Below are 20,415 nucleotides of genomic sequence, written 5' to 3'. Positions count from 1 at the left end.
TTCAATATACTATTTCTTCCATAACCTAAACTTATAAAAATATATCCTAAAAACAGCTAATTGTCCATTAAAAGTAAGATATTCCATTAGGCGATTTAGGTATTTTGAGACTTGCTGGAGGCTTATGATAGCAACAAAGAAGTGTTTTAGAGACTTTTATGCTTTTGATAGATAGGCTGTAAAGGATGTTTCAAAAAAAAGATTGAGACATAAGTAACTCAACCCCGTCTAAAGATGAGCAAATTAGATAAAGGGACTAGTATAAATTGCTCGTGACACCACGGTTGATTTCCGTGCATGGCTTCGCTTTCCGCGGGCGGCCGCTGAGCCTCCTCGTCGCTTATGCTCCTGCGGGGTCTCACCTGTTCCGCTTTTCCCCCAGGAGTCTTCGCCTTGCCCTCCAATTAATAGCTAGAAGCATTTATATACATGAAATTTACGTTTACCATAACAACAAAAAAATTCGAATGATTAATTAATAATCTCTATTATTAGTGGTTTCTCCCCTAAAGAAAACCCCACTTTCAACAAAGTGAGGTTGATTACATAATATAGGCCATTTACTGAATGTTTCGCTCTTCTTGCGCCAGCACATCAATTTCAGCGTCAATTTTCACGCTGTGGGTTTTCCCATCAAGTCCAAGGATGACAATTTCATATTGCTTGTTAGTGAGAACAACCGATTCGATAATACCTTTATGCTGTCTTAATGCATATGCTTTTGCACGGCTTTTGGTTAAAGGAATCGTTTTTTCTTTCAAAATACTCCCAGTTTGGGCGTTAATTTTCACTTTATGCTCTTCTCCGTTTAACGTAAGGATGTCTACTATATAAATAGGAAGAGTGAGTATTTTACTCAGCGATATGGATTTGACAATGCCTTTATATTCTTTTAATGCGAGAAGCTTTGCTTGTTCTTTCAACAAAAGAGATCGTTTTTCAGAAATCATTTGACGCCATCCTTTCTAGTTTATAAAACGGACTGCTGTTTCAATTTCTTAACGTACCATATCCTATGTATACGTCTACTAACTAGTATAGCGGGCTTGTCTTAAATTTCTCTTAATATTACATGAAAGATAGCTGAAGAAAGCTGTTACCCACTGAAAAAACTAGACCTGATTAGATCTAGCTTCTTATTGGTGAATGTAAATTCTACATCTTTTTCGTTTCGAATCGTTCTACGGCTCTTATTTGTTTGATTGACGGGGATTTGTGTACGCACATGCCTAAATGAACTTTTTGAAGCAAATAGGGATCAATGTAAAAACCATTTTGAAAGATGTTTTCTTTTTCCTGTTCGTCATGAAATTTGGAGCATCTTACACAGTAATACATATCATAACCTCCTTGCGGACTATTTTATAAACGGGGATAGTTGTGAATGGTATATTTACCTACATCATATGGAAAAGAACAAAAGTCGTGCTTGTTTAGGGAAAATGTCCGAAAAGAAGAAGGCTTGTCCGTGGGCTAAAACACTGGATTTTCAAAATGATTATTTAGAACATAAATCAGTTTAATTCTAATAAAAAAGCCCCTTTCAAAAAGAAAAGAGGCACTTTTTATTACTTTGTTACGTTTGCGCTGTTTTGATGCCAGTTCCAAGCTGATGCGATAATTTTTTCTAATGAAATTTGCGCTTTCCAGCCTAATTCTGCATGAATTTTATCAGAAGATGCAACTAGGCGTGCCGGATCTCCAGCGCGACGGGCTGCCATAACGACATTCGCTTTTTTACCCGTTACTTTTTCACATGTTTCGATCACTTCTTTTACAGAGTAGCCAAGCCCGTTTCCAAGATTGTATGTTGCTGTCTTCTTCGAGCCGTCTAACAGTGCTTGAAGCGCTGAAATATGAGCATTCGCTAGATCGGTTACGTGAATGTAGTCACGGATGCACGTTCCGTCTGCAGTATCGTAGTCTGAGCCGAATACAGAGATGTTTTTACGTTCACCAAGAAGGTGCTGAAGAATGATTGGAATTAAGTGAGTTTCAGGATCATGGCACTCACCAATTTCCGCTGTTTCGTAAGCACCCGCTGCGTTGAAGTAACGAAGCACAACATATTCCATATCGTAAGCATTTGCAAAGTCAGCTAAAATCTGTTCAATCATTAACTTTGAACGTCCGTACGGATTAATTGGGTTTGTTGCCGTATCTTCTGTAATGATATCTACAGAAGGAATCCCATATGTAGCAGCAGTAGATGAAAAAATAAACTTTTTCACATTGTGCTTCATCATCGTTTGTAAAAGGGTTAACGTCGCAGCTACGTTGTTTTGATAATATTTAAGAGGATCTGTTACTGACTCCCCTACTAAACTATTAGCAGCAAAATGCATGACAGCATCAATTTTATGATTTGTGAATACGCTTTCTAAATCTTTCTCATTACCTAGATTTCCTTCTACGAATACCGCTTTCTCATCGATTGCCCAGCGATGACCCGTTGATAGATTATCAAGTACCACAACTTCATTTGTTTTCACTAATTCTTTTACTAGGTGGCTTCCGATATAGCCTGCTCCTCCGATAACTAAAATCATACTGTCAGTCAGCTCCTTTTTATTAAGTGTCGCTACAGATATCGTACCCGTTTCTTTTCCATTTGTAAATATTTCATTTTTCAGTATCCTGCAGCGATACGTTTATATTTTTTATTAGTATAGACAATCAATATGAACTCATTATGAAGAAAAGGGAAGGAAATTTTTATTGCTCTTTTTCACAGAGAATTAGATAATATAGCAGGAACTAATTTACTTATTAAAGGAATGAAAGCTTAATGAGCAAACACCATTCATGGCTAGATGCGCTAAAAGGATTATGTGTTCTTACAGTAGTCGCAGGGCATTCTGGCAGCCCTTTTTTTCATCATTATTTCTTTTGGTTTCACATGCCTCTCTTTTTTATGATTAGCGGCTATCTGTTTCACCCACGTTCTAGAATACAAGAAGTACGAGAATGGATTTTGAAAAAATGGATGCGTTTACTTATCCCTTATTTTTCATTTGGCCTGTTAATAGCAGCCCTTATCTTTGTTCAAACATTTAACGTTCGGGAAGTGTTACTAAACATCTACCATTTATGTATTGGCGGAAGAACTCTCGGATATTATTACGGTGTTTTTTGGTTTGTCACTTGTTTATTCTTAACTCACCTTGTTTTTGCCTATGCAGCTCTACTGATTAAAAGAAAAAGCTCAATGGTTCTTTTCTTAGCTCTATGCTATTTCATCGCTCATATTTATGTAAGCTTTCCATTTCTTCAGCAAAAAAACATTATATGGAGCGCCAATTCCGTTTTGCTATCCATTTGTTATTACGCAATTGGATATTACAGCAAACAAGCTTTTTCGTTTGTTGAGAGAAAAAGCACCGTAATTTTGAGCAGCTTGATCATTTTATTGATTGTAGTTTTAGAAAAGCTCAACGTTCTTTCTTATACATTAGATATTAAAGCAAACGTTTATACATGGCTGCTTGATTTGATTATTCCTCTTTGCGCGGCAAGCATTCTTGTATATATAAGCAAAAAAATGAGTTTAACAAAGTGGAGTAAGCTTTTTGAATACATAGGAAGATCCTCGTTTACCATCATGTTTTTGCATGTACCGGTTACTATTTTAATAGAAAAATACACCGGCATATCTACCGTCTTTTTATACATAGTAATGGGAACATTGATTCCTTTAATATGTCATGTATTGTTCAAACAATTTTTTCTTACAAACGCATTATTTTTAGGTGCGTTTCCTATTCCGAAAAAGGACAGTGGACAAACACTTCCAGTTTCGAAATAAACAGTCATGTAACCCCTGTTCTTTACAGGGGTTATTTCCTAGATTTGCTGAGGCACTTTCTTCATATCTTTCACTTTATTTTTTAATGGAAGCATGCCTTCAATATGACATTCAATACAGTCTCCGTCTTCAATAACAGCGGGTCCCGGCGTTCCTGTTAGAATGATATCTCCCGGGTGCAGCGTCATGACTTTTGAGAAAAATGAAACACAGTATGCGATGTCGTAAATCATATTAGACACGGTATTTTCATGCTGTACGTTTCCATTGAGCAATGTGCGCACTTGAAGTGATTTCACATTTGATATGCTTTCTTTTGTGATAAACTCTGAGCCTATACTGCAAAATGTATCAAAGCTTTTTGCTCGCATTAAGTAGCGATGATTCGCCGCATGAATATCAGCTGCGGTTACGTCAATGGCTGACGTATAACCAGCAATTACGTTTATCGCTTCATCTGGCTCTATATCCTTACATGTTTCACCGATTACCACCGCTAGTTCCGCTTCAGCCGTTGTTTTATAGGACTGCTTTGGAATACGAATGCTGTCATCTGGTCCAATAATGGCGGTTGCGGGTTTTAAAAAACTAACTGGATCAATGGCACGGTCGTAGTCTTTTAGTTTTTCTTCAGAAGCTGCGTAATTAAATCCAATGCCTAACAATTTCGACGGATTACTAATGATAGGAGCTGTTTTTCTGCCCTGCAAGTGCAGTGCGGGAAAAGAGCTGTTCATACCAAATTTATTATGGGCATACCATGTTTCAAGGTGGCGAAGTTCTTTATATTGAATAAGATCCCAAATTGTTGTAGACCAGTTTGTTAAATATTTAGTATTGATATCTTCTACAAGCAGAATGCTGTCATTGTCTAAAATAGCTGCTTGCTCTTTTCCTTGCTCTATTATATTTACTAACTTCATGATACGCTCCTTACCGATGCTTGAATGACACGATCGCTGTTTTCTTTTACCCAATTTAATAATTTTTCATCTTGGTTATATCCTGCAATAAAAGATAAGCCGATTGGCAAACCGTCTAGTTCTCCTGCAGGTATCGTAACTTGCGGAAGGCCGCTGAGTCCGGCAATACACGTCATTTGAAGTGTTCGCAATCTTCTGTTTTCTAATTCCGGTCCTTTTGCATCTTTTACAGGCGCGGGTCCTGGAGCTGTAGGAAGCACTAATATTCCGTCTTCTCCAAGCTGTGAGTACATAAAATAGCGAAGTTCACGACGCTTTTCTTCTATATAATTCATATTTAATAAGGTAAGAGTGCTCGCCCATTGAAAGCGGCTTCCGATATCGTCTCCAAACGTTGGATTTTCTTTTTGAATCCATTCTCCGTGCGTTTGCCAGATTTCTTTTCCTTGCAGCAAACGGAAGGTTTCCATATATGTAGAAAAACCCTGAGGGGCAATTACTATTTCTTCTATAGTAGAAAAAGACTTCATTACGTGCTTAATAGAAGGTGCAAGAGCTTGCATGCTTTGTTCATCCACGAGTTCCATCACGTCTGTTGGTACATATAGCCGTGTAAATCCACTAGCACGAGACGTTGAATTTAATAAAACTGCTCCAACTTTTTGCAGAGTGTGGCCGTCTCTAGCCATTACACCGACTGTATCAAAGCTTGGAGCCAGTGGAATCAGGCCGTTTGTAGAAATGCGTCCGTGAGAAGGACGATACCCGAAAATACCGCAGTAGCTTGACGGAATTCGAACCGATCCTCCCGTGTCTGTTCCAATTGCAAAATCAGTTATTCCCGCTGCCACAGCAACCGCTGAGCCGCTCGAAGATCCTCCCGGAATTCGATCTGCGCTTTTTGGGTTTACCGGTGTTCCGTAATGCGCGTTTTCTCCATTTAATCCGTACATAAGCTCGTCAGTATGCGTAACTCCCTTTAGCGCAGCTCCTTCTTTTAAAAGAGCAGCTACTACGTCTGCATGTTCACTTGCAGGCTGATGCGTGGAGAGCCAATCTGGATTTCCCGCACTTGATATATGTCCTTGTACATCAAATACGTCTTTTAACGCAAAACTCAAGTTATTTAACATTCCCGTTCCCGTTGGAGGTACGTAAAGATCACTGTCTACAAATGCGTTCCACGTATCTTTCATTCAACCATCTCCTCATTTCTTATATCTGTTTAGAATATAAAATTTGGAATAAGCTGGTCAATGAATGTGTCAGGTCTGTTAACATTAATATTATGCAAATCTTCCAGTTTCTCTTTTCCTAGAGAAACTAGCCGTTTCATTTCCCTTTTAGCACGTTTGCGAGTAAAGTAGAAACATATCATTTTATGAAAAGGACTATCGCGATGGAACAATCTACTACGCTTTTCTTATTTATTTTATTAGCTTTTGTGCTAACAAGAGGCATTCCCTTTATAGGTTCATTTGCTCCTAGCATTAATCAGCTACTTCGGCATATTGGACGTTATTTTTCAAATTTAAATACGATGTTTCATGAAGATGGCCACGCGTTAATGGGGCTTATTGTCGGAAAAGGCGTCAATCGCATTGAGCTGTATACCAATAATGAAGGCGTAGCTGTGACTGCCACCTACGCGGGATCCCGTGGATGGCTGCCGCGCGTCATTATTGCTTTAGCCGGCTACCCGTTCAGCTCAGCAATGGCTTATTTGTTTTTCTACCTGCTCGTTCACCATCACTACGACTGGCTTTTTTACGGGTTAGGAAGTGTGGTTGTTATTAATTTACTGCTTTGGGTACGTAACGGATACGGAATTGTGTGGCTTTTTTCTATCGGTTTGATCCTCGGAGGCATTTATTATTTACAAGACCCACAGCTTACGCGCTACAGCATGATGTTTGTTGGTGCGCTGTTACTTGTAGAATCTCTATTTTCTGCCTTTATCATTTTTGTGTTAAGCATCAAATATCCACACGATGCAGGTGACGCTACGAGTTTAAAGCAGCTTACCCATCTTTCAGCACGCTTTTGGGGTTTTTTATTTTTCCTACAGGCCGTGTATGTGGCTTATTTGATTTTTCAACTGATTTATTAGAGAACGACGCAGAAGAAACAATATAATTAATTATTGCTTCACAAACGTATATATTTAAACAAAGGATGCTTCTCTTTGTGTGAGATAGCATTCTTTATTTGCGTTTTCCTTGCAATAGATTTTTATCTAAAAGCACCTTCATAAAAGTAACCTGACTTTTTAATTTTTTTGTCTAAAACAAAAAAGCACCTTCTAAGTAGAAAGACGCTTTATTATAGCTACCGTTTTAAAGTTTTAATCAACGATCATTGAATGTCTTGTAAAATTACCAAAAACGAGGTTTAACTATATTACTCTTTCAATATTTTTGCTAACTTTTAACTTTTGAATAAAATAAAGCACGAAATAATGTATGAAACTTTTTCCTATAAAATTTAATATACCCTCTAAAGATACTATATTTTTTATGTTTTATTGAAGGTGAATAAAGATTAGTTATCTCCGATTTATTTGGAAAAAGCAATCTCTTAAAAAAGATCATAGAATGCTCAAACCGGTCATACTCAGACAAATGTACCCGAATAAGATTTTTAAATCCTTTTACGCTTTGTCTGTCTCCATAACGTATTTCTTGATAATTCCACCATATTTTTGGTTTTTTATTAAAAGGAAGGCTATTAATTTGATCCAGATGTGGAAATTGATTATAAACAACTGTTAATGTGCTTGTTAGTCGTTTTAAAGTTTGATCGTTCTTTGCCATTTTAAATAACGCATCGTAATTGATTTTATGATTCAAGACATGTATAGCTTGTATAATATCGATAAAATATTTTAAAGAATCCATTCCATGCTTCCACCCATGAAGGCAAATCATATAAAAGGTATGTATTTCAGACAGTTGTTTTATATGTTTGTAACCTTCTAACGGAGTAGAGTGCTTCCAAAATTGCTCAATTTCTAATGAGGAACTCTCCTCTTTAAGAAGATCCCAATGAAGTTCAATAGCTAACGGAACAGGTGAATGAGGGATCGCTTTACCAAACGAACGATGAAAGTGATGAGATGAGTATTCTCCTTCTGTATCGTATTCTAATTCTTGAATACACCCTATCGCTTTTTCCATATCCTCTTTACGAATTAATATATCAATATCCGTTGTCCGTCTTGCACTAAAATGACCAAAATACGTTTCATTAAATAAAATTCCTTTTAAGGGAATGGCAGAAATATCGTTAGCTTCAAACGTATCCAAAATGAGCTTCAGCTGATTTTTAATATAAAGGTTGTTATACAAAATAGCTTGGTATTCTGTCTTTAGCTGATTTTGAAAATATGTTGGCGTTTGCTCGATTCTTCCCTGCTGTTTTAACAAGGAATATACCGTTGCTGATAAGTGAAAGTATTCGATATCTTCTAATATAGCGTTGTAATCATTCCGATTTTCTGGTAACGGACGGTTTTGATCATATAATGCTTGAATAAATTCAATAAACATTATGGAAATCCTCCTAATTTATATTTCTTTACAGCATGATTGCTCTTTCTTCGTTATTAGAAAGCTGTGATGTGTTGACATGAGCAAGGTCTCGGTATAAACCTGGCTGTTGAATCAGCTCTTCATGCTTTCCTGATTGAATCAGTTTTCCATTATCAATAACAACAATAGAATCAACATTTTGAATGGTTGATAAGCGATGAGCAATTACAATCGTTGTCCGATTTTTCATAATTCCTTGCAGCGCGTCTTTCACTAAATATTCCGTTTCGTTATCTAATGCGGACGTTGCTTCATCAAGCAACAGAATAGGTGCATTCTTCAAGATGGCGCGAGCAATTGCCATCCTTTGTTTTTGCCCCCCCGATAATGTTACCCCTTTTTCGCCTATTTTCGTCTCATACCCATGAGGAAGTGACAGAATGAAGTCATGAATATGAGCAGCTCTTGCAGCTATGACTAGCTCTTCTTCAGTTGTCTGAGGATTGGCTAAAAGCAGATTTTCTCTTATAGTACCAGTAAAAAGAAAAGTTTCTTGTGGGACATATGCAATTAAGTTCTGCAGTTCGGATGCAGTAAGAGCACTAAGCGATGTTTGATCTATATAAATTTTTCCGGCTTGAGGGTGATAAAAACCTTGTAATAAGTTAAATAGAGTCGATTTACCAGCACCGCTCGCTCCAACGATAGCTATACTTTTCCCTGCCGGTATTTGTAAATTAAAATGTTCAAAAATACACCTTATCCCGTCATAGCTAAAGGTTATATCTTGAAAATAAATAGCTTTTTGCTTTGGCTTCTCTTGAGAAAACTCAGGAAAATCAATAGTTTCATGCTGCTTTAGTATATGGGCTATTCGTTCAATTGCTGATATAGACCGTTGAAATGCAGCCCACTGTCCTGCCAGTCCATTTAATGGATAAATTAGACGGTTGCTGAGACTTACAAACGCTAGAAGGGAACCGACCGTTAACATCCCTTTTGAAACAATTAAGGCGCCGAAGCAGAGAGTGACTAGAAAGGCTATTAATGCAATAGCTTCGCCTCCTGCATAAAATAACCCCTTCATTTTTCCATTATACAAATCTAATGCTAAAGCTTGCTGGTTTTGCTGACGGTATTTACTAAAGAAAGATCTTTCTAATAAAAAAGATCGAATGACAATAAACCCTTGAAAGATTTCAGATAAACTACTGGTCATTTCACTGTTTAGCTTCAAAATTTCCCTGCTGCTGTTGCGTAATAAAAAACCAAAAATACCACCTGCAATGACAGCAATAGGTATAATAAATAAACCTACAAATGAAAGTAATAGGCTGATATGGGATAGATAAAGAAAGATCGCAATAAATAATAACGGTAGTTTTATAAGGTTAATAAGATTGCGCCCAATCATTCCGTCTATGCTGTTAATATCATTGGTAAAATGAGAAATAAATTCTCCAGAGTGGGTTCTATGAATTTTATGAACGGGAGAAAGTAACAGTTGCCTTAGCAGCTGCTCTTTTAAATCTCGTTTAATAGAAGATGTTGCAATCGTTTCAATATACGTATCATAATAGATGGTAAGAAAGCTTATTAGTATTAGACCAAAAGCAAGTGGCAGCAAGTGCTTAACGCGGGTAAAGTCCCCTTGAACGGCAGCGTCTGAAAGATCTCCAAGAAACCATGCGGAGACAAGAGTAATTAAAATGTCCGTCAATAAAAAAAGCATTAGCCCTGCGTAAGCTTTCCAATGTTTTTTAAGTAAAGGGGATACAATTGAAAAAGCGCTTATCATTTCCTCTCTGTCAAAATACTGCTTTATATCAGCTCGGTTTAATTTCATCGGAACACTCCAAAAATAAGCGATTAGCTTAATTAACTATTTTTTGATTGATATATTTTTTTAAGAAACGGGAGCTAAAAGGAAAAAAAAGCATTAACCAGCACCATATATAGTCAAAAGGAGCAGCCATATAAACTTTTTTTTGATTTTTTCTAGAGATTGCCGTCAATTTCCCAATAACTTGTTCTCCCATTACAGGCTCATCACAGTAAAGATTAGTATCTCCTTTAAATATATAGTGCAACTGCTCGTTCTTGTGTCCTGTTTTAATTAATCGATGAGCAATCAATTGCCCGCTTTCCGTATGAAAGAGACCGATATCACCTTTTTTTAAAACAGTTGCTTTTTCAAAGGTGCAAAGGTCATTTTGACGAATGCAAGGGTACATGCTGAACCCCTCAGAAGGAAAATGAACATACCCTTTTTTTTCTATAACATTCTTCAACAATAGTACGCTTTCTTGGTTAATTGACATGATCAATCAATCCATATTTTATCAACTCAGATAGAAAGGTTTCCATATCTTCAAACGAAAGTTCGTCTTCTATTCGATAATCCGTTTGCAAAGATTTAATCAGCGAAGGAATTGTACAAGGCCTTTCAAGTAAAGACCAGCAGTAACCTCCCAATTCGTTAATTTTTGTTACTGTATACGCTTCTGTATTTAAAATCACCCATTCACTGTCAAGCTGAACGGCCTCCATATCTTGATTTCGAACAAACTGCTTCATTAGGATATCAACTCCCAAAACGTATTATTTTTTTGAAAGTAAAGATCATATACAGGTACATGATCTAATACCTCTTTTATCATTTGTACAATTTTTTTTGTTTCCTCTCGGTCTTTATTCCAATAAAAGACCTTATCCATTATTTGAAGCAAAGCACTTGCTTTACCCAGCTTTATTCTCTCGTTGTTCAAAGATTGATGCAGCAGCTGAATACTTGCTAGTGGAATAGTTCCTTCAATAGATGGAGCTGAGAGCTCACTCCGAAATGGAGAATTAAACACAGTAATTTTATTTTTTTCAACCTTTAGAAGAGTTGCTTCATCAGAAAGAATAGGTCTTGGAGCGGACAATTGTGCACAAGTTGATTTTCCTGCTCCGGATTGGCCAGCAAATAAATGGGCCTTTCCTTTTTCAGTTGCACATGAGGAATGAATAAGCAGCCCCCAGTTGTGATAAACAATATAAGAACTATAAAAATTCATAAGCGCATGCTTTAAAGCTAATTCATCATAAATTTGAATTTGAGCCTTTCCCTCGCTCAAATTTGCTTGAATTCTATAATCAGCTCTTTGAAAAGATATAGTATCTGCCTCTTGTTCGACTTCTACTTGATAGTCTACAAAAGGAATTCCATATCCACTTTCTATATGTATAACCATATCTGGGCATTCAATTTTAGAAAAAAAAGGCTCGTAGTTTTTTTGAATTAAATTTAAAATCTGAAATGAATGACAAACAATTAAAGCTTGATGCTCTCCAATTCTCATTGTAACTTTTTCCATAATATGCTCCTTCAATTTTTAAATAGAGAAAAACAAGTAAATGTTAGGCATCTATACAATCATCTATATGTAGCATTCAACATTGATTTAAAAATAATAGATTTTGTTAAGATGCCTAACAAGTGGGTTTAGAACCTCTTTTTATATCCTTTTTTACGGTCTATTTGGATTGTTTGGTGGAAAATTAACACCTCCATTACCATGTCCAGGGTGGTCTTGGTTACCTTTTCCAGGATTCCAACTTTGAGCAGTTTCAAATCTAATAGGCTGATGATCCATAACCATTGGGCGCTTAGGTGATACGCCTGGTTGTTTTTTTGTCATTTTCATAGTGTACTCCTCCTTTCAATTCGTCATATTATTCAGATTATATATAATAATTTGAGGGTTCTTTTTTAACTCCTTGACCTCGAGGATTAAAGAGGTTACTATACCTCAACTCCCAGAAGCAAAGTGATAAGGTTTTCCCTCAACTATTAACCTAGTAACTAGAAAAACACTTCACAAAAAATAATTTGTTTCACATGAATTTCACGCTTCTACACATTCTTTTTTAAATTTTTATATGTCCTTTAGACAAGGGGATAAAAGACAGTTGTGACACTACTCGCTTTCCTTTCATACTTCATAATAATGTTCATTATAAAGAACAAAACTTCAACAGATATCCCTGACTAGTCATTTAAACCTATTAAACCCGGAATCATAATACTTAATAACTAGTTGTTTTCTATTATAAAGAACAAAATAAAAATAGTAAACCTTTATTAAGAACAAAAAGATATAAATTTTTACAAAATTCGTACCTTTATTAAGAACATCACTTTTTTTTATTTTATTTATCTTTGTTTATTATTGAAATAGAAGCAAATTTAGGTGGTAGATGAGTAAAAGCAGTAAACCGTTGTATATGTATCTAGCAACTATAAATATATAAATTTTCAACCTAGTTGGTTACGCTTATTATGTATAAAAAAACACCCCTTCTAGTAGACATAAGTACACTTAAAACAATTAAGGACTAAAAGGTTCTAAGCTGGTTAGTTGAAAGAAAATATACAGTAATCTATACACTATTGTTAAATAGTGGTTTACGAGTTCCCTAAATGAGGTATATATTGGGTACTATGAAGTCGTAAAGAGGTGTGGGATACTTGTCATTATTTTTAAAGTGGAAGCAAAAGAAGCAGGAAAAAGAAGCAGAGCGTGTTCTTGAGGAATCAATCTCAAAAAGAAAAGACTACTGGAACACAATTGGACATGTAGACGGAGACGTATTAACTCATTTGTTAAATCCCATGTTTTTTGGCGGACCTGCTTGGCCATCTGGACGTCAAACATTTATTCGTGTTCAAAAAACAGAGACGGTTATTCTAGCAAGCGACGGCTTGTCCGATCCGTTTCAATCCCCCGAAGAAAAGAGCCGAAAGCAAGGAAAAGGATTAGAATTCTATATCGAATGCGATGATGAATCTCTGCGCGGGCCTTTATCTGATATTCAGGATCACTGGGCATTTGACCTTCTTTATCAAATGAGTCAAAATGCCGCCGCTCATCCTAATATGCTAGAACTATTCATGAAGCATGATGTTCTTTCAATTGAATTTACGGATTTGGACGTACCGCCTCATTTTGTAAATAAAAATGGAGATATTGGTGTATTGCTAGGAGTTCAGTCTCCTTCTGTTTCAACTAGCCTCTCTTTACCTTACGAATCTATTAAACTGATTAGCATGAAGCTTCTTACACCAAACGAATTAGATTATGTGCGCGAACAAGGAGCGCAAGGACGCAGGCAGCTCGCTGAAACATTTCAGCTGTCAAAAAGCTATCATATTACCATGACTAAAAGAGAGTCTCTTATTTAAAAGAGGTTCTTTTTTTGTTTCTGCTATTGAAATAGAGCCCTGTAGAATATACTCCTTATTTACGTGTAACTCAAGTTCACATACTTTTTTAAGGCTGCTTTTCATATGAGCGTACTATTTTTGATTCGTGGTATATTTTGCTATAGTAAAAAAGAAGATATAAAAAAGGAGATGGACGTTAGACATGGCAGAAAAAGTGCAGATTGGAAAATCCGAATTATATGTTAATCCTATTGGACTTGGAACAAACGCTGTAGGAGGACATAACTTATATCCTAACCTAAACGAAGAAGTCGGCAAAGACCTTGTTCATAAGGCGCTAGATAATGGCATAAACTTACTTGATACAGCGTTCATTTATGGTCCTAAACGTTCTGAAGAATTAATTGGCGAAGTGCTAAAAGAACGCGGGAATCGTGAAGAAGCGGTGATCGCTACAAAAGGAGCACATAAAATTGTTGGAGATGAAGTACTGCTAGACAATTCTCCTGCATTTTTAAAACAGTCGGTTGAAGATAGCTTAAAACGCCTTCAAACAGATTATATCGATTTATATTATATTCACTTTCCAGATAAAAACACACCTAAAGACGAAGCGGTTGGTGCGTTAAAAGAATTAAAAGATGAAGGTAAGATCCGTTCTATTGGCGTATCAAACTTCTCGTTAGATCAGTTAAAAGAAGCAAATAAAGATGGTTATGTAGACGTGGTCCAAGGCCAATATAACTTAATTCAGCGAGAAGCAGAAAGCGATATTTTACCTTATACTGCTGCAAACCGCATTTCATTTATTCCATACTTCCCGCTAGCTGCTGGTTTACTTGCTGGGAAATATGATAAAAATACAAAGTTTAATGACCTGCGCGAAGATATGCCTCATTTTATCGGGGAAGCATTTCAGCAAAATCTAGAAAAAGTAGAGCGTCTCCGTCAAATCTCTAGCGCAAAAGGCGTAGAAGTAGCTCATCTTGTTTTGGCTTGGTACTTAACGCGCGATTCAATTGATGTGTTAATTCCAGGGGCAAAACGCGCTGATCAAGTACTTGATAACTTAAAAACATTAGATGTTCAGCTCACTTCTTCCGAAATTAAAGACATTGATCATATTTTTAAATAATATAAAAAGAGCTTTACCATAGGTAAAGCTCTTTTTTCTATACAATTCCGCCGGCTAATAAAACAAATCCTGTAAAGAAGAATCCCAGCTGTACAAAGCTTGTGATGTACTCTTTCGTTTCTTGTTTATATTTCCATTCATCTATGCTTTTCAACAAAATATTCACGACTAAGAATAGGAAAGATACAATATAAGGCTCTACAACCATAAAAATCATATCGAGTACTAGAAAAAGAACAAAAGCTACCATGACATATTTGTCCCAACGTTCTAAAGCTAGACTTTCATACTCATATTTGCCCCAAAATTTGCTGCGAGGTATATCAAGCACTTTTCTTAAAATAAAATCTACTACGACTGCTGCTGCTACTAGCATGATTAATATATACATTGTCATCTCTCCTTCCTTTTTATGGTATCATTTCAGCTCGTTTCTGTTAAGGTCTCAGCTACAAAGTGCTTAAACTGCTTTATTTCTTCTGTTTCGCCTTTTGTTACGATATACGTATGCGAAGAAGGCCGGATAATTTTTTGCTGTGAAATTACGCTCAACGTTTGATTTTCAACTTCCTTTTTCACCATGGAAAATGGCAAATAAGATACGCCTAAACCTTCTTCAATAAAGCGCTTTGTAATTTCTACTTGCGTCACAGGAAGCAGCTGAATGTGAGGATAACAAGCCTTGATTTGAAGGAGTAAATCTTCCCAATAAACAGGATGATTATTCGTAAGCAGCCGGTAGGAAGATAACAGCTCCTGTTCCGTACGTGCCCCTGCAGAAAACGGGGCAACTAAGACTGCTTTTTCTTTATGTATTAACTCATAAAAAACGTCTGCCTGACCCGGAAGCATCCTTGTTAATCCAATATCTGACCTTCTGTCGCTGATGTCTTTTCCCACTTGAAACGAATTTGTAATATTAACCGTGACTTCAATATGGGGATATCTCTCTACAAATTGTTTGATTAGAATCGGCAAAACAGATGCTGCTATTTGAGGAGCAGCGGATATAGTCAGTTTTCGGTTATATCCTTGCTTCCATAACTTAAAATTTCCTACTCCTTCTTCATATGCCCTCACCATTTTTTGAGCATGAGGCAAAAAAAAGCGTCCTGCCTCAGTCAGCGCGATATATTTACCTTTTTTTTTAAAAAGCTCAGCGCCTAGCTCTTGCTGCAGTCGCTGAATATGCTTTGATACAGCAGGCTGTGTTAAAAATAAATCTTCAGACGCTTGCCTGAAATTTTCATAAGAAGCCGCTATGATGAATGTTTTTAACCATTTGATCTCCATTTTCTTCTCTCCATCTCTTTCTATTCATAACAAACTGGAATCAATACTGCTTATTTTTGTTTATTTTCTTTTCTACCAAACTTCTATACGATATATGTATCTCAATATTACCAAATAAAGGAGCTGTAAAAATGAAAAATAATGTGAAAGAAAAATTTAATGCTCATGCTTCTCAGTATGATGAGCAGCGCCGCAAACTTATTTCTTGTTTTTTTGATTTTTATTCCATTCCCGTTTCTCTTCTTCACTTTTCAAACAAGCCGCTTCGCGTACTTGATATCGGAGCAGGTACAGGATTGTTTTCTTCTTTTGTTAAAGAAAAATACCCAGATGCTCATTTCACGTTGATTGACGTGTCAGATCAAATGCTTGAAAAAGCTAAGGAGCGCTTTAAAAACGAACAGCATATAGAATTTATCGTATCAGATATAACAAGCTACAAATTTGAGCACTCATTTGACATTGTGATTTCTTCACTTGCTATTCATCATTTAGAAGACGAACAAAAACAAAAGCTGTATGAACAAATTTATGATTTGCTGCATACAGGAGGAGTATTTATTAATGCTGATCAAGTATTAGGCCATTCTTCTATTATTGAAGAATTATATAAAAAAGACTGGAGCAAAAGAATTGCCGCAAGCGGATTAACTCATGAGCAAATTGAGGCTGCTCATGAACGTACGAAGTTAGATAAAATGGCAACCCTACATGATCAGTTAAATTGGTTAACAGCAAGCGGGTTCAGCACAGTGGATTGCATCTATAAATTTTTTAATTTTGTTGTAATGTATGCTCAAAAATAACGGTTTAAAAACTACTTGTCTCTTTGCAAGTAGTTTTTTCACTCCTTCCCTCCCTATATTCGAATAAGAATATTTATCTATTTCCGCAAAACTACGCATACTTCTTTTCCAGTTTCGTATATCTAATAATAGCTTCGTTCTCCTGAACTTTTGAATTTTTTGTACATAAAACCCATATAAAGTATTTTTATACTATTTTATGTCTTTTTATGGTATAAAAAATACAACTATGTTACAATATGATTACAAAACAATCTGTATAACGCTTTCATTTCTTTACACAAAAATGAAGAACTGGAAAGGGTGTGATGCCTACGTAAATATGAATCCGCTAGATTAGTAAACTTATATTCCTAAAGTTGTACAAAGCAGCAAGAAAAGCTTAGTTATTCTTATTATTATAAATTCCCGCTAGTAAAGTCTTTCTACTTAATGATTTCCTTATTAAGCGCATACATACAGGTATAGAAAATGCAGCTATTCGTCTTTTATTTTATTAGTGAAGAATTTATAGCACTGCCGCACCATATGTTTTTCATTAATAATGCAGCCTAAGGAGGCGCAGCACATGGCAAATAGAATATCAAGAACAACAATCGTACTCATAGCAGCTATTTTAGCTCTAGCCTGCTTGTTTGTAGGAGTTCCAAAAACAGAAGCTGCTTCAACACCATCTCATTTAATTATCATTAACAAAGCGACGAATAAACTCGCTTATTACCAAAATGGTTCACTTGTCCGAACGTTTTCAGTAGCAACAGGACGTACACAGTCTCTTACACCAGAAGGCCATTTCAAAGTAGTAAATAAAATCGTCAATCGCCCTTATTACAAAGGGAACATTCCTGGTGGAGATCCTAGAAACCCCCTTGGCAATCGCTGGCTAGGCCTAAATGCTAGAGGTACATACGGCACGACGTATGCTATTCACGGAAATAATAATCCTGCTTCCATCGGCAAATATGTAAGCAGTGGATGCGTTCGTATGTACGATGAAGAAGTAGAATGGTTATTTAGTAAAGTGACCGTCGGTACACCAGTGGTGATTACAACTTCTTCTAAATCATTTAACGACATTGCAGCAGCAAACGGATACAACGTTTCTGGAAACTCAGGTTCTACTCCAGCTCCTTCTACAGGAACTGTTTTAAAGAAAGGCAGCAAAGGAAATGCAGTTAAAGAACTTCAGCAGAAACTAACTTCACTTGGCTATAATACACAGGGTACGGACGGTGTGTTCGGTGCCAATACAGATTCAGCTGTTCGTAAGTTCCAAAAAGACCACGGCTTAACGGCTGACGGCATTGTTGGTCCATCAACATATAAAGCTTTAGGAAGTTCAGGAACGAAACCGAACCCGACGACACCAACAAACCCAACAAATCCAAAGCCAACAAATCCACCAGCAGACTCAACAATTAATACAAAACAAACGCTTAAAAAAGGAAGCAAAGGCAGCAATGTTCAAGCCCTTCAAAAGAAATTAACAGCGCTTGGCTATGATACAAAAGGCACGGACGGTATCTTCGGCGCCAATACAGAAGCTGCTGTGCGTAAGTTTCAAAAAGACAATAAGCTAGCAGTTGACGGCGTTGCCGGACCTAATACTTTAACTGCTATTTCCAAACGCTAATAGAGCCTGAAATCAGGCTCTGTTTTTTTATTGATAAGCCTCTTTTTACATTGACTCCTTAATGAACCATTACGCCGTCTTTCTTTTCTATCACATGCTTAATCAGCTGATAAACCGTTCTCATAAGAATTTGCTGCTGATAGATATCATTTTTGGCAGGAATTACGTTTTCTATTAGTCTGCTATATTTATACGGTTGATCGTCTTCTTTTTCTTTATAAAGAGCGAGCCAGTCCTTACGGGCATTTTCAAGTAGCTGCTCGTTCAAATATGAATAAACAACGCTTGCGAATTCTCCTGCTAATTCTTGAATAACCTGCTGTCGGTCGGTGACCGAATGATAGGTACTTGACCATCCAGACGGCTGGCTTAGAAAATGCTCGTAGACAGATGAAATAAAAGCGGACGCAATGACTGGCACCGGCCCTTCATGCTCTCCTAAGGAAATGTTCAAACACGTTTCTCTATCCATATAAGGAATGTTCAGCGACTCCATCGCCTCATAAAAAGCCTGGGAAACAGTTAAGTTTAAATAAATAGGATGCAGCTCTTGCTGCTTTTTTCTCGTTTCTGATACTAAAGCTGCCTTTATGTCTTTATACAGAAGGTGGCTCTCTTTGAATTCCTCGTGTACATATTCTAAAATAGACGTATTCCCTACTGTTAAATAGTAGTGAAGCTGCTTTTTCATAAGAGGTGAAACGCTTTTAAGCGCATAATCTATCATTTTAGCCATGGCATGTTTTTTAGCATAATCCGTACGGCAGCTTGGAGAGGTAAGCAAATCTCCGTGTGTAACACAAACGTTTACCTTAGCACCGTGACCATGTACGATGAGCTGTTGAAGAAATTGAATATTTAATTCTTTAAGCCCATGATGTACGTATAAAATAGAAGCTGCTTGTTTAAAAGAATTGTGGATGGTGCTCGTATATTCAAAACACGGATGCTCGCAAATCGCTACTCCTTTTTTGAAAGAAAAAGGGCCGCAAACTTCAATTCTACGAAACAATGGATAAATAAGACATCCGTTATTTTCTTCTTCTTCATTTGTTAGCGGGCCAAAGGAAGACAGCTCTTTTGCTGTGAGACGGCAGGATATTGGCCAGTCGTCTTCTCCTATTTCCCATATTCCTTCCTTGTATTCTTTCAACTGGGATTCAATTGACAGAAGCATTTGCTCGGTGATTTTCCTACATTCAAGCCGCTTATGCCATACCTCTGCAAAATCTCTTCCTTCTTGATCAACAGCGTCTTTTACTATTTCACTTTCTCGTTTAATTGCATCTACAAATTGTTTGAATGAACTATTTTCGTCGCTCATTCTTAAAGGAACATCATCATTAAAATAACGGGCTTTGTATGGAATATCTCCCAAAAGAGCGCGCAGATTAAAAGAAGAATCTCCGTGTAACAACTCAAAGACCAAGTCATAATCCGTTCCTCCTTCAGCATACACTTCAGCGCTTCTTAGTAGGATATTCTCCAATTTCCTTTGCACTTCACTTCGCGTAAAAAAAGAGACAGCAGCTTCATAGTGTTGGGAATCCTTCACCTTATACGTAGCAGAATAAGCGCCTTTACTGCCTATTCCTAAAAAGCCACATTCCTTTTTTATACCAAGAAGCTGGCGGATTAAGGCTGTTTTGCCGCTTCCTTGTTCTCCGATTACATGAATGTACTCATACTCGCTGTCAATTTGTTCACTCGTTCTTTTTTCAATATCGTTATAAAAAGCATTCACTACTCGTTCATCATATCTTGCTTTTGCTCTTCCTTTTGCAGTACTTGTCCAAAAATCCTGCACTCTCAGCAGTTCATTCATCTCTTCAACCAGAATGTCAATTTCATCGTGTTGCTCTGTATACATAAACCGTTTAACAAACGGGTGCGATCTTCCTCTTTCATCTTTTTTAAACGGATGCTGAAACATAATTGACCAGCCTTTTCGCATAGGAGATTGACAGGCTTTTGCACGAAAAACTTTCATTCATTTCCCCTTCTTTCCCTAACATTGTCCTATTTGAAATGTATGGCTTTTAAGGGGGGGATATGTCTATGATTTTCCTCTTTTTAGAAGG

Annotated in this window: 20 protein-coding genes; 6 read left to right on the top strand and 14 right to left on the bottom strand. The window is 36.8% G+C overall.

All coding sequences use genetic code 11. The features are described 5' to 3' along the window. Positions 1-560: 560 nt before the first annotated feature. The 3 genes from MMB69_RS19040 to galE all read right to left on the bottom strand — a co-directional run bounded on the left by MMB69_RS19040 (position 561) and on the right by galE (position 2,549). Positions 561-950: a PepSY domain-containing protein gene (locus MMB69_RS19040; protein ID WP_269870548.1), complete on the bottom strand. Its 390-nt coding sequence runs from the start codon at positions 948-950 to the stop codon at positions 561-563. 205 nt (positions 951-1,155) lie between these two features. Beyond that, positions 1,156-1,338 carry a DUF3973 domain-containing protein gene (locus MMB69_RS19035; protein WP_028412270.1) on the bottom strand — a complete coding sequence of 61 codons (183 nt, stop codon included), beginning with the start codon at positions 1,336-1,338 and terminating at the stop codon, positions 1,156-1,158. 230 nt (positions 1,339-1,568) lie between these two features. Beyond that, on the bottom strand, positions 1,569-2,549 hold the full coding sequence (galE, locus tag MMB69_RS19030) for a UDP-glucose 4-epimerase GalE (RefSeq protein WP_269870547.1): 981 nt from the start codon (positions 2,547-2,549) through the stop codon (positions 1,569-1,571). Positions 2,550-2,788: 239 nt separating this feature from the next. On the opposite strand from galE, the gene MMB69_RS19025 reads away from it, so the two are divergent. Continuing rightward, positions 2,789-3,805: an acyltransferase family protein gene (locus MMB69_RS19025; RefSeq protein ID WP_277448218.1), complete on the top strand. Its 1,017-nt coding sequence runs from the start codon at positions 2,789-2,791 to the stop codon at positions 3,803-3,805. Between the two features lie 38 nt (positions 3,806-3,843). On the opposite strand, the gene MMB69_RS19020 is transcribed toward MMB69_RS19025, so the two are convergent. Further along, on the bottom strand, positions 3,844-4,728 hold the full coding sequence (locus MMB69_RS19020; protein ID WP_269870545.1) for a fumarylacetoacetate hydrolase family protein: 885 nt from the start codon (positions 4,726-4,728) through the stop codon (positions 3,844-3,846). Next, positions 4,725-5,924, bottom strand: a complete 1,200-nt coding sequence (locus tag MMB69_RS19015; RefSeq protein ID WP_277448217.1) for an amidase — start codon at positions 5,922-5,924, stop codon at positions 4,725-4,727. The genes MMB69_RS19020 and MMB69_RS19015 overlap by 4 nt, the downstream gene beginning before the upstream one ends. 203 nt (positions 5,925-6,127) lie before the next feature. Here MMB69_RS19015 and MMB69_RS19010 point away from each other — a divergent pair, with 203 nt between their 5' ends. Beyond that, the gene (locus tag MMB69_RS19010) at positions 6,128-6,838 is read left to right on the top strand and encodes a M50 family metallopeptidase (protein WP_214985209.1); all 711 of its coding nucleotides are present in this window, start codon (positions 6,128-6,130) and stop codon (positions 6,836-6,838) included. A 310-nt stretch (positions 6,839-7,148) separates the two neighbouring features. Here the strand turns inward: MMB69_RS19010 and MMB69_RS19005 are convergent, their stop codons facing one another. The 6 genes from MMB69_RS19005 to MMB69_RS18980 form a co-directional block, all read right to left on the bottom strand. Further along, positions 7,149-8,276: a nucleotidyltransferase family protein gene (locus MMB69_RS19005; protein WP_277448216.1), complete on the bottom strand. Its 1,128-nt coding sequence runs from the start codon at positions 8,274-8,276 to the stop codon at positions 7,149-7,151. Between the two features lie 28 nt (positions 8,277-8,304). Next, entirely contained in the window at positions 8,305-10,104 is a 1,800-nt protein-coding gene (locus MMB69_RS19000; RefSeq protein ID WP_277448215.1) for an ABC transporter ATP-binding protein, read from the bottom strand. 28 nt (positions 10,105-10,132) lie between these two features. After that, complete coding sequence (locus MMB69_RS18995) at positions 10,133-10,579, bottom strand: S24/S26 family peptidase (protein WP_277448214.1); 447 nt, start codon at positions 10,577-10,579, stop codon at positions 10,133-10,135. Further along, positions 10,569-10,835: a PqqD family protein gene (locus MMB69_RS18990; protein ID WP_277448213.1), complete on the bottom strand. Its 267-nt coding sequence runs from the start codon at positions 10,833-10,835 to the stop codon at positions 10,569-10,571. The genes MMB69_RS18995 and MMB69_RS18990 overlap by 11 nt, the downstream gene beginning before the upstream one ends. After that, the gene (locus MMB69_RS18985) at positions 10,835-11,617 is read right to left on the bottom strand and encodes a hypothetical protein (RefSeq protein WP_277448211.1); all 783 of its coding nucleotides are present in this window, start codon (positions 11,615-11,617) and stop codon (positions 10,835-10,837) included. Before MMB69_RS18985 ends, MMB69_RS18990 begins: the two co-directional genes overlap by 1 nt. A 153-nt stretch (positions 11,618-11,770) precedes the next feature. After that, positions 11,771-11,941 (bottom strand): hypothetical protein, encoded by a 171-nt coding sequence (locus MMB69_RS18980; RefSeq protein ID WP_264408948.1) that lies wholly within the window; start codon positions 11,939-11,941, stop codon positions 11,771-11,773. 830 nt (positions 11,942-12,771) lie between these two features. Between MMB69_RS18980 and MMB69_RS18975 the strand changes: the two genes are divergently transcribed. Further along, a complete protein-coding gene (locus MMB69_RS18975; protein ID WP_221786055.1) occupies positions 12,772-13,485 on the top strand; it encodes a suppressor of fused domain protein in 714 nt (237 codons plus the stop codon). A gap of 184 nt (positions 13,486-13,669) precedes the next feature. Continuing rightward, a complete protein-coding gene (locus tag MMB69_RS18970; RefSeq protein ID WP_028412263.1) occupies positions 13,670-14,602 on the top strand; it encodes an aldo/keto reductase in 933 nt (310 codons plus the stop codon). A gap of 37 nt (positions 14,603-14,639) precedes the next feature. On the opposite strand, the gene MMB69_RS18965 is transcribed toward MMB69_RS18970, so the two are convergent. Next, the gene (locus tag MMB69_RS18965; RefSeq protein ID WP_264408946.1) at positions 14,640-14,993 is read right to left on the bottom strand and encodes a DUF4181 domain-containing protein; all 354 of its coding nucleotides are present in this window, start codon (positions 14,991-14,993) and stop codon (positions 14,640-14,642) included. 32 nt (positions 14,994-15,025) lie between these two features. After that, on the bottom strand, positions 15,026-15,895 hold the full coding sequence (locus MMB69_RS18960) for a LysR family transcriptional regulator (RefSeq protein WP_277448210.1): 870 nt from the start codon (positions 15,893-15,895) through the stop codon (positions 15,026-15,028). A gap of 131 nt (positions 15,896-16,026) precedes the next feature. Between MMB69_RS18960 and MMB69_RS18955 the strand changes: the two genes are divergently transcribed. After that, entirely contained in the window at positions 16,027-16,701 is a 675-nt protein-coding gene (locus MMB69_RS18955) for a class I SAM-dependent methyltransferase (RefSeq protein WP_277448209.1), read from the top strand. 568 nt (positions 16,702-17,269) lie between these two features. Continuing rightward, the gene (locus MMB69_RS18950; RefSeq protein ID WP_221783978.1) at positions 17,270-18,334 is read left to right on the top strand and encodes a L,D-transpeptidase family protein; all 1,065 of its coding nucleotides are present in this window, start codon (positions 17,270-17,272) and stop codon (positions 18,332-18,334) included. A gap of 58 nt (positions 18,335-18,392) precedes the next feature. On the opposite strand, the gene MMB69_RS18945 is transcribed toward MMB69_RS18950, so the two are convergent. After that, complete coding sequence (locus MMB69_RS18945; RefSeq protein ID WP_277448208.1) at positions 18,393-20,324, bottom strand: hypothetical protein; 1,932 nt, start codon at positions 20,322-20,324, stop codon at positions 18,393-18,395. Between the last annotated feature and the right edge of the window lie 91 nt (positions 20,325-20,415).

Origin of the sequence: Priestia sp. P5, from assembly GCF_029522155.1 — a bacterium.
Taxonomy (GTDB): Bacteria; Bacillota; Bacilli; order Bacillales; family Bacillaceae_H; genus Priestia; species Priestia megaterium_E.
This window is presented reverse-complemented; position numbering and strand designations above follow the sequence as displayed.

Excerpts from the sequence above, each read along its gene's own strand:
- MMB69_RS19040 (WP_269870548.1), bottom strand. The coding sequence starts at position 950 with ATGATTTCTGAAAAACGATCTCTTTTGTTGAAAGAACAAGCAAAGCTT.
- MMB69_RS19035 (WP_028412270.1), bottom strand. The coding sequence starts at position 1,338 with ATGTATTACTGTGTAAGATGCTCCAAATTTCATGACGAACAGGAAAAA.
- galE (WP_269870547.1), bottom strand. The coding sequence starts at position 2,549 with ATGATTTTAGTTATCGGAGGAGCAGGCTATATCGGAAGCCACCTAGTA.
- MMB69_RS19025 (WP_277448218.1), top strand. The coding sequence starts at position 2,789 with ATGAGCAAACACCATTCATGGCTAGATGCGCTAAAAGGATTATGTGTT.
- MMB69_RS19020 (WP_269870545.1), bottom strand. The coding sequence starts at position 4,728 with ATGAAGTTAGTAAATATAATAGAGCAAGGAAAAGAGCAAGCAGCTATT.
- MMB69_RS19015 (WP_277448217.1), bottom strand. The coding sequence starts at position 5,924 with ATGAAAGATACGTGGAACGCATTTGTAGACAGTGATCTTTACGTACCT.
- MMB69_RS19010 (WP_214985209.1), top strand. The coding sequence starts at position 6,128 with ATGGAACAATCTACTACGCTTTTCTTATTTATTTTATTAGCTTTTGTG.
- MMB69_RS19005 (WP_277448216.1), bottom strand. The coding sequence starts at position 8,276 with ATGTTTATTGAATTTATTCAAGCATTATATGATCAAAACCGTCCGTTA.
- MMB69_RS19000 (WP_277448215.1), bottom strand. The coding sequence starts at position 10,104 with ATGAAATTAAACCGAGCTGATATAAAGCAGTATTTTGACAGAGAGGAA.
- MMB69_RS18995 (WP_277448214.1), bottom strand. The coding sequence starts at position 10,579 with ATGTCAATTAACCAAGAAAGCGTACTATTGTTGAAGAATGTTATAGAA.
- MMB69_RS18990 (WP_277448213.1), bottom strand. The coding sequence starts at position 10,835 with ATGAAGCAGTTTGTTCGAAATCAAGATATGGAGGCCGTTCAGCTTGAC.
- MMB69_RS18985 (WP_277448211.1), bottom strand. The coding sequence starts at position 11,617 with ATGGAAAAAGTTACAATGAGAATTGGAGAGCATCAAGCTTTAATTGTT.
- MMB69_RS18980 (WP_264408948.1), bottom strand. The coding sequence starts at position 11,941 with ATGACAAAAAAACAACCAGGCGTATCACCTAAGCGCCCAATGGTTATG.
- MMB69_RS18970 (WP_028412263.1), top strand. The coding sequence starts at position 13,670 with ATGGCAGAAAAAGTGCAGATTGGAAAATCCGAATTATATGTTAATCCT.
- MMB69_RS18965 (WP_264408946.1), bottom strand. The coding sequence starts at position 14,993 with ATGTATATATTAATCATGCTAGTAGCAGCAGCAGTCGTAGTAGATTTT.
- MMB69_RS18960 (WP_277448210.1), bottom strand. The coding sequence starts at position 15,895 with ATGGAGATCAAATGGTTAAAAACATTCATCATAGCGGCTTCTTATGAA.
- MMB69_RS18955 (WP_277448209.1), top strand. The coding sequence starts at position 16,027 with ATGAAAAATAATGTGAAAGAAAAATTTAATGCTCATGCTTCTCAGTAT.
- MMB69_RS18950 (WP_221783978.1), top strand. The coding sequence starts at position 17,270 with ATGGCAAATAGAATATCAAGAACAACAATCGTACTCATAGCAGCTATT.
- MMB69_RS18945 (WP_277448208.1), bottom strand. The coding sequence starts at position 20,324 with ATGAAAGTTTTTCGTGCAAAAGCCTGTCAATCTCCTATGCGAAAAGGC.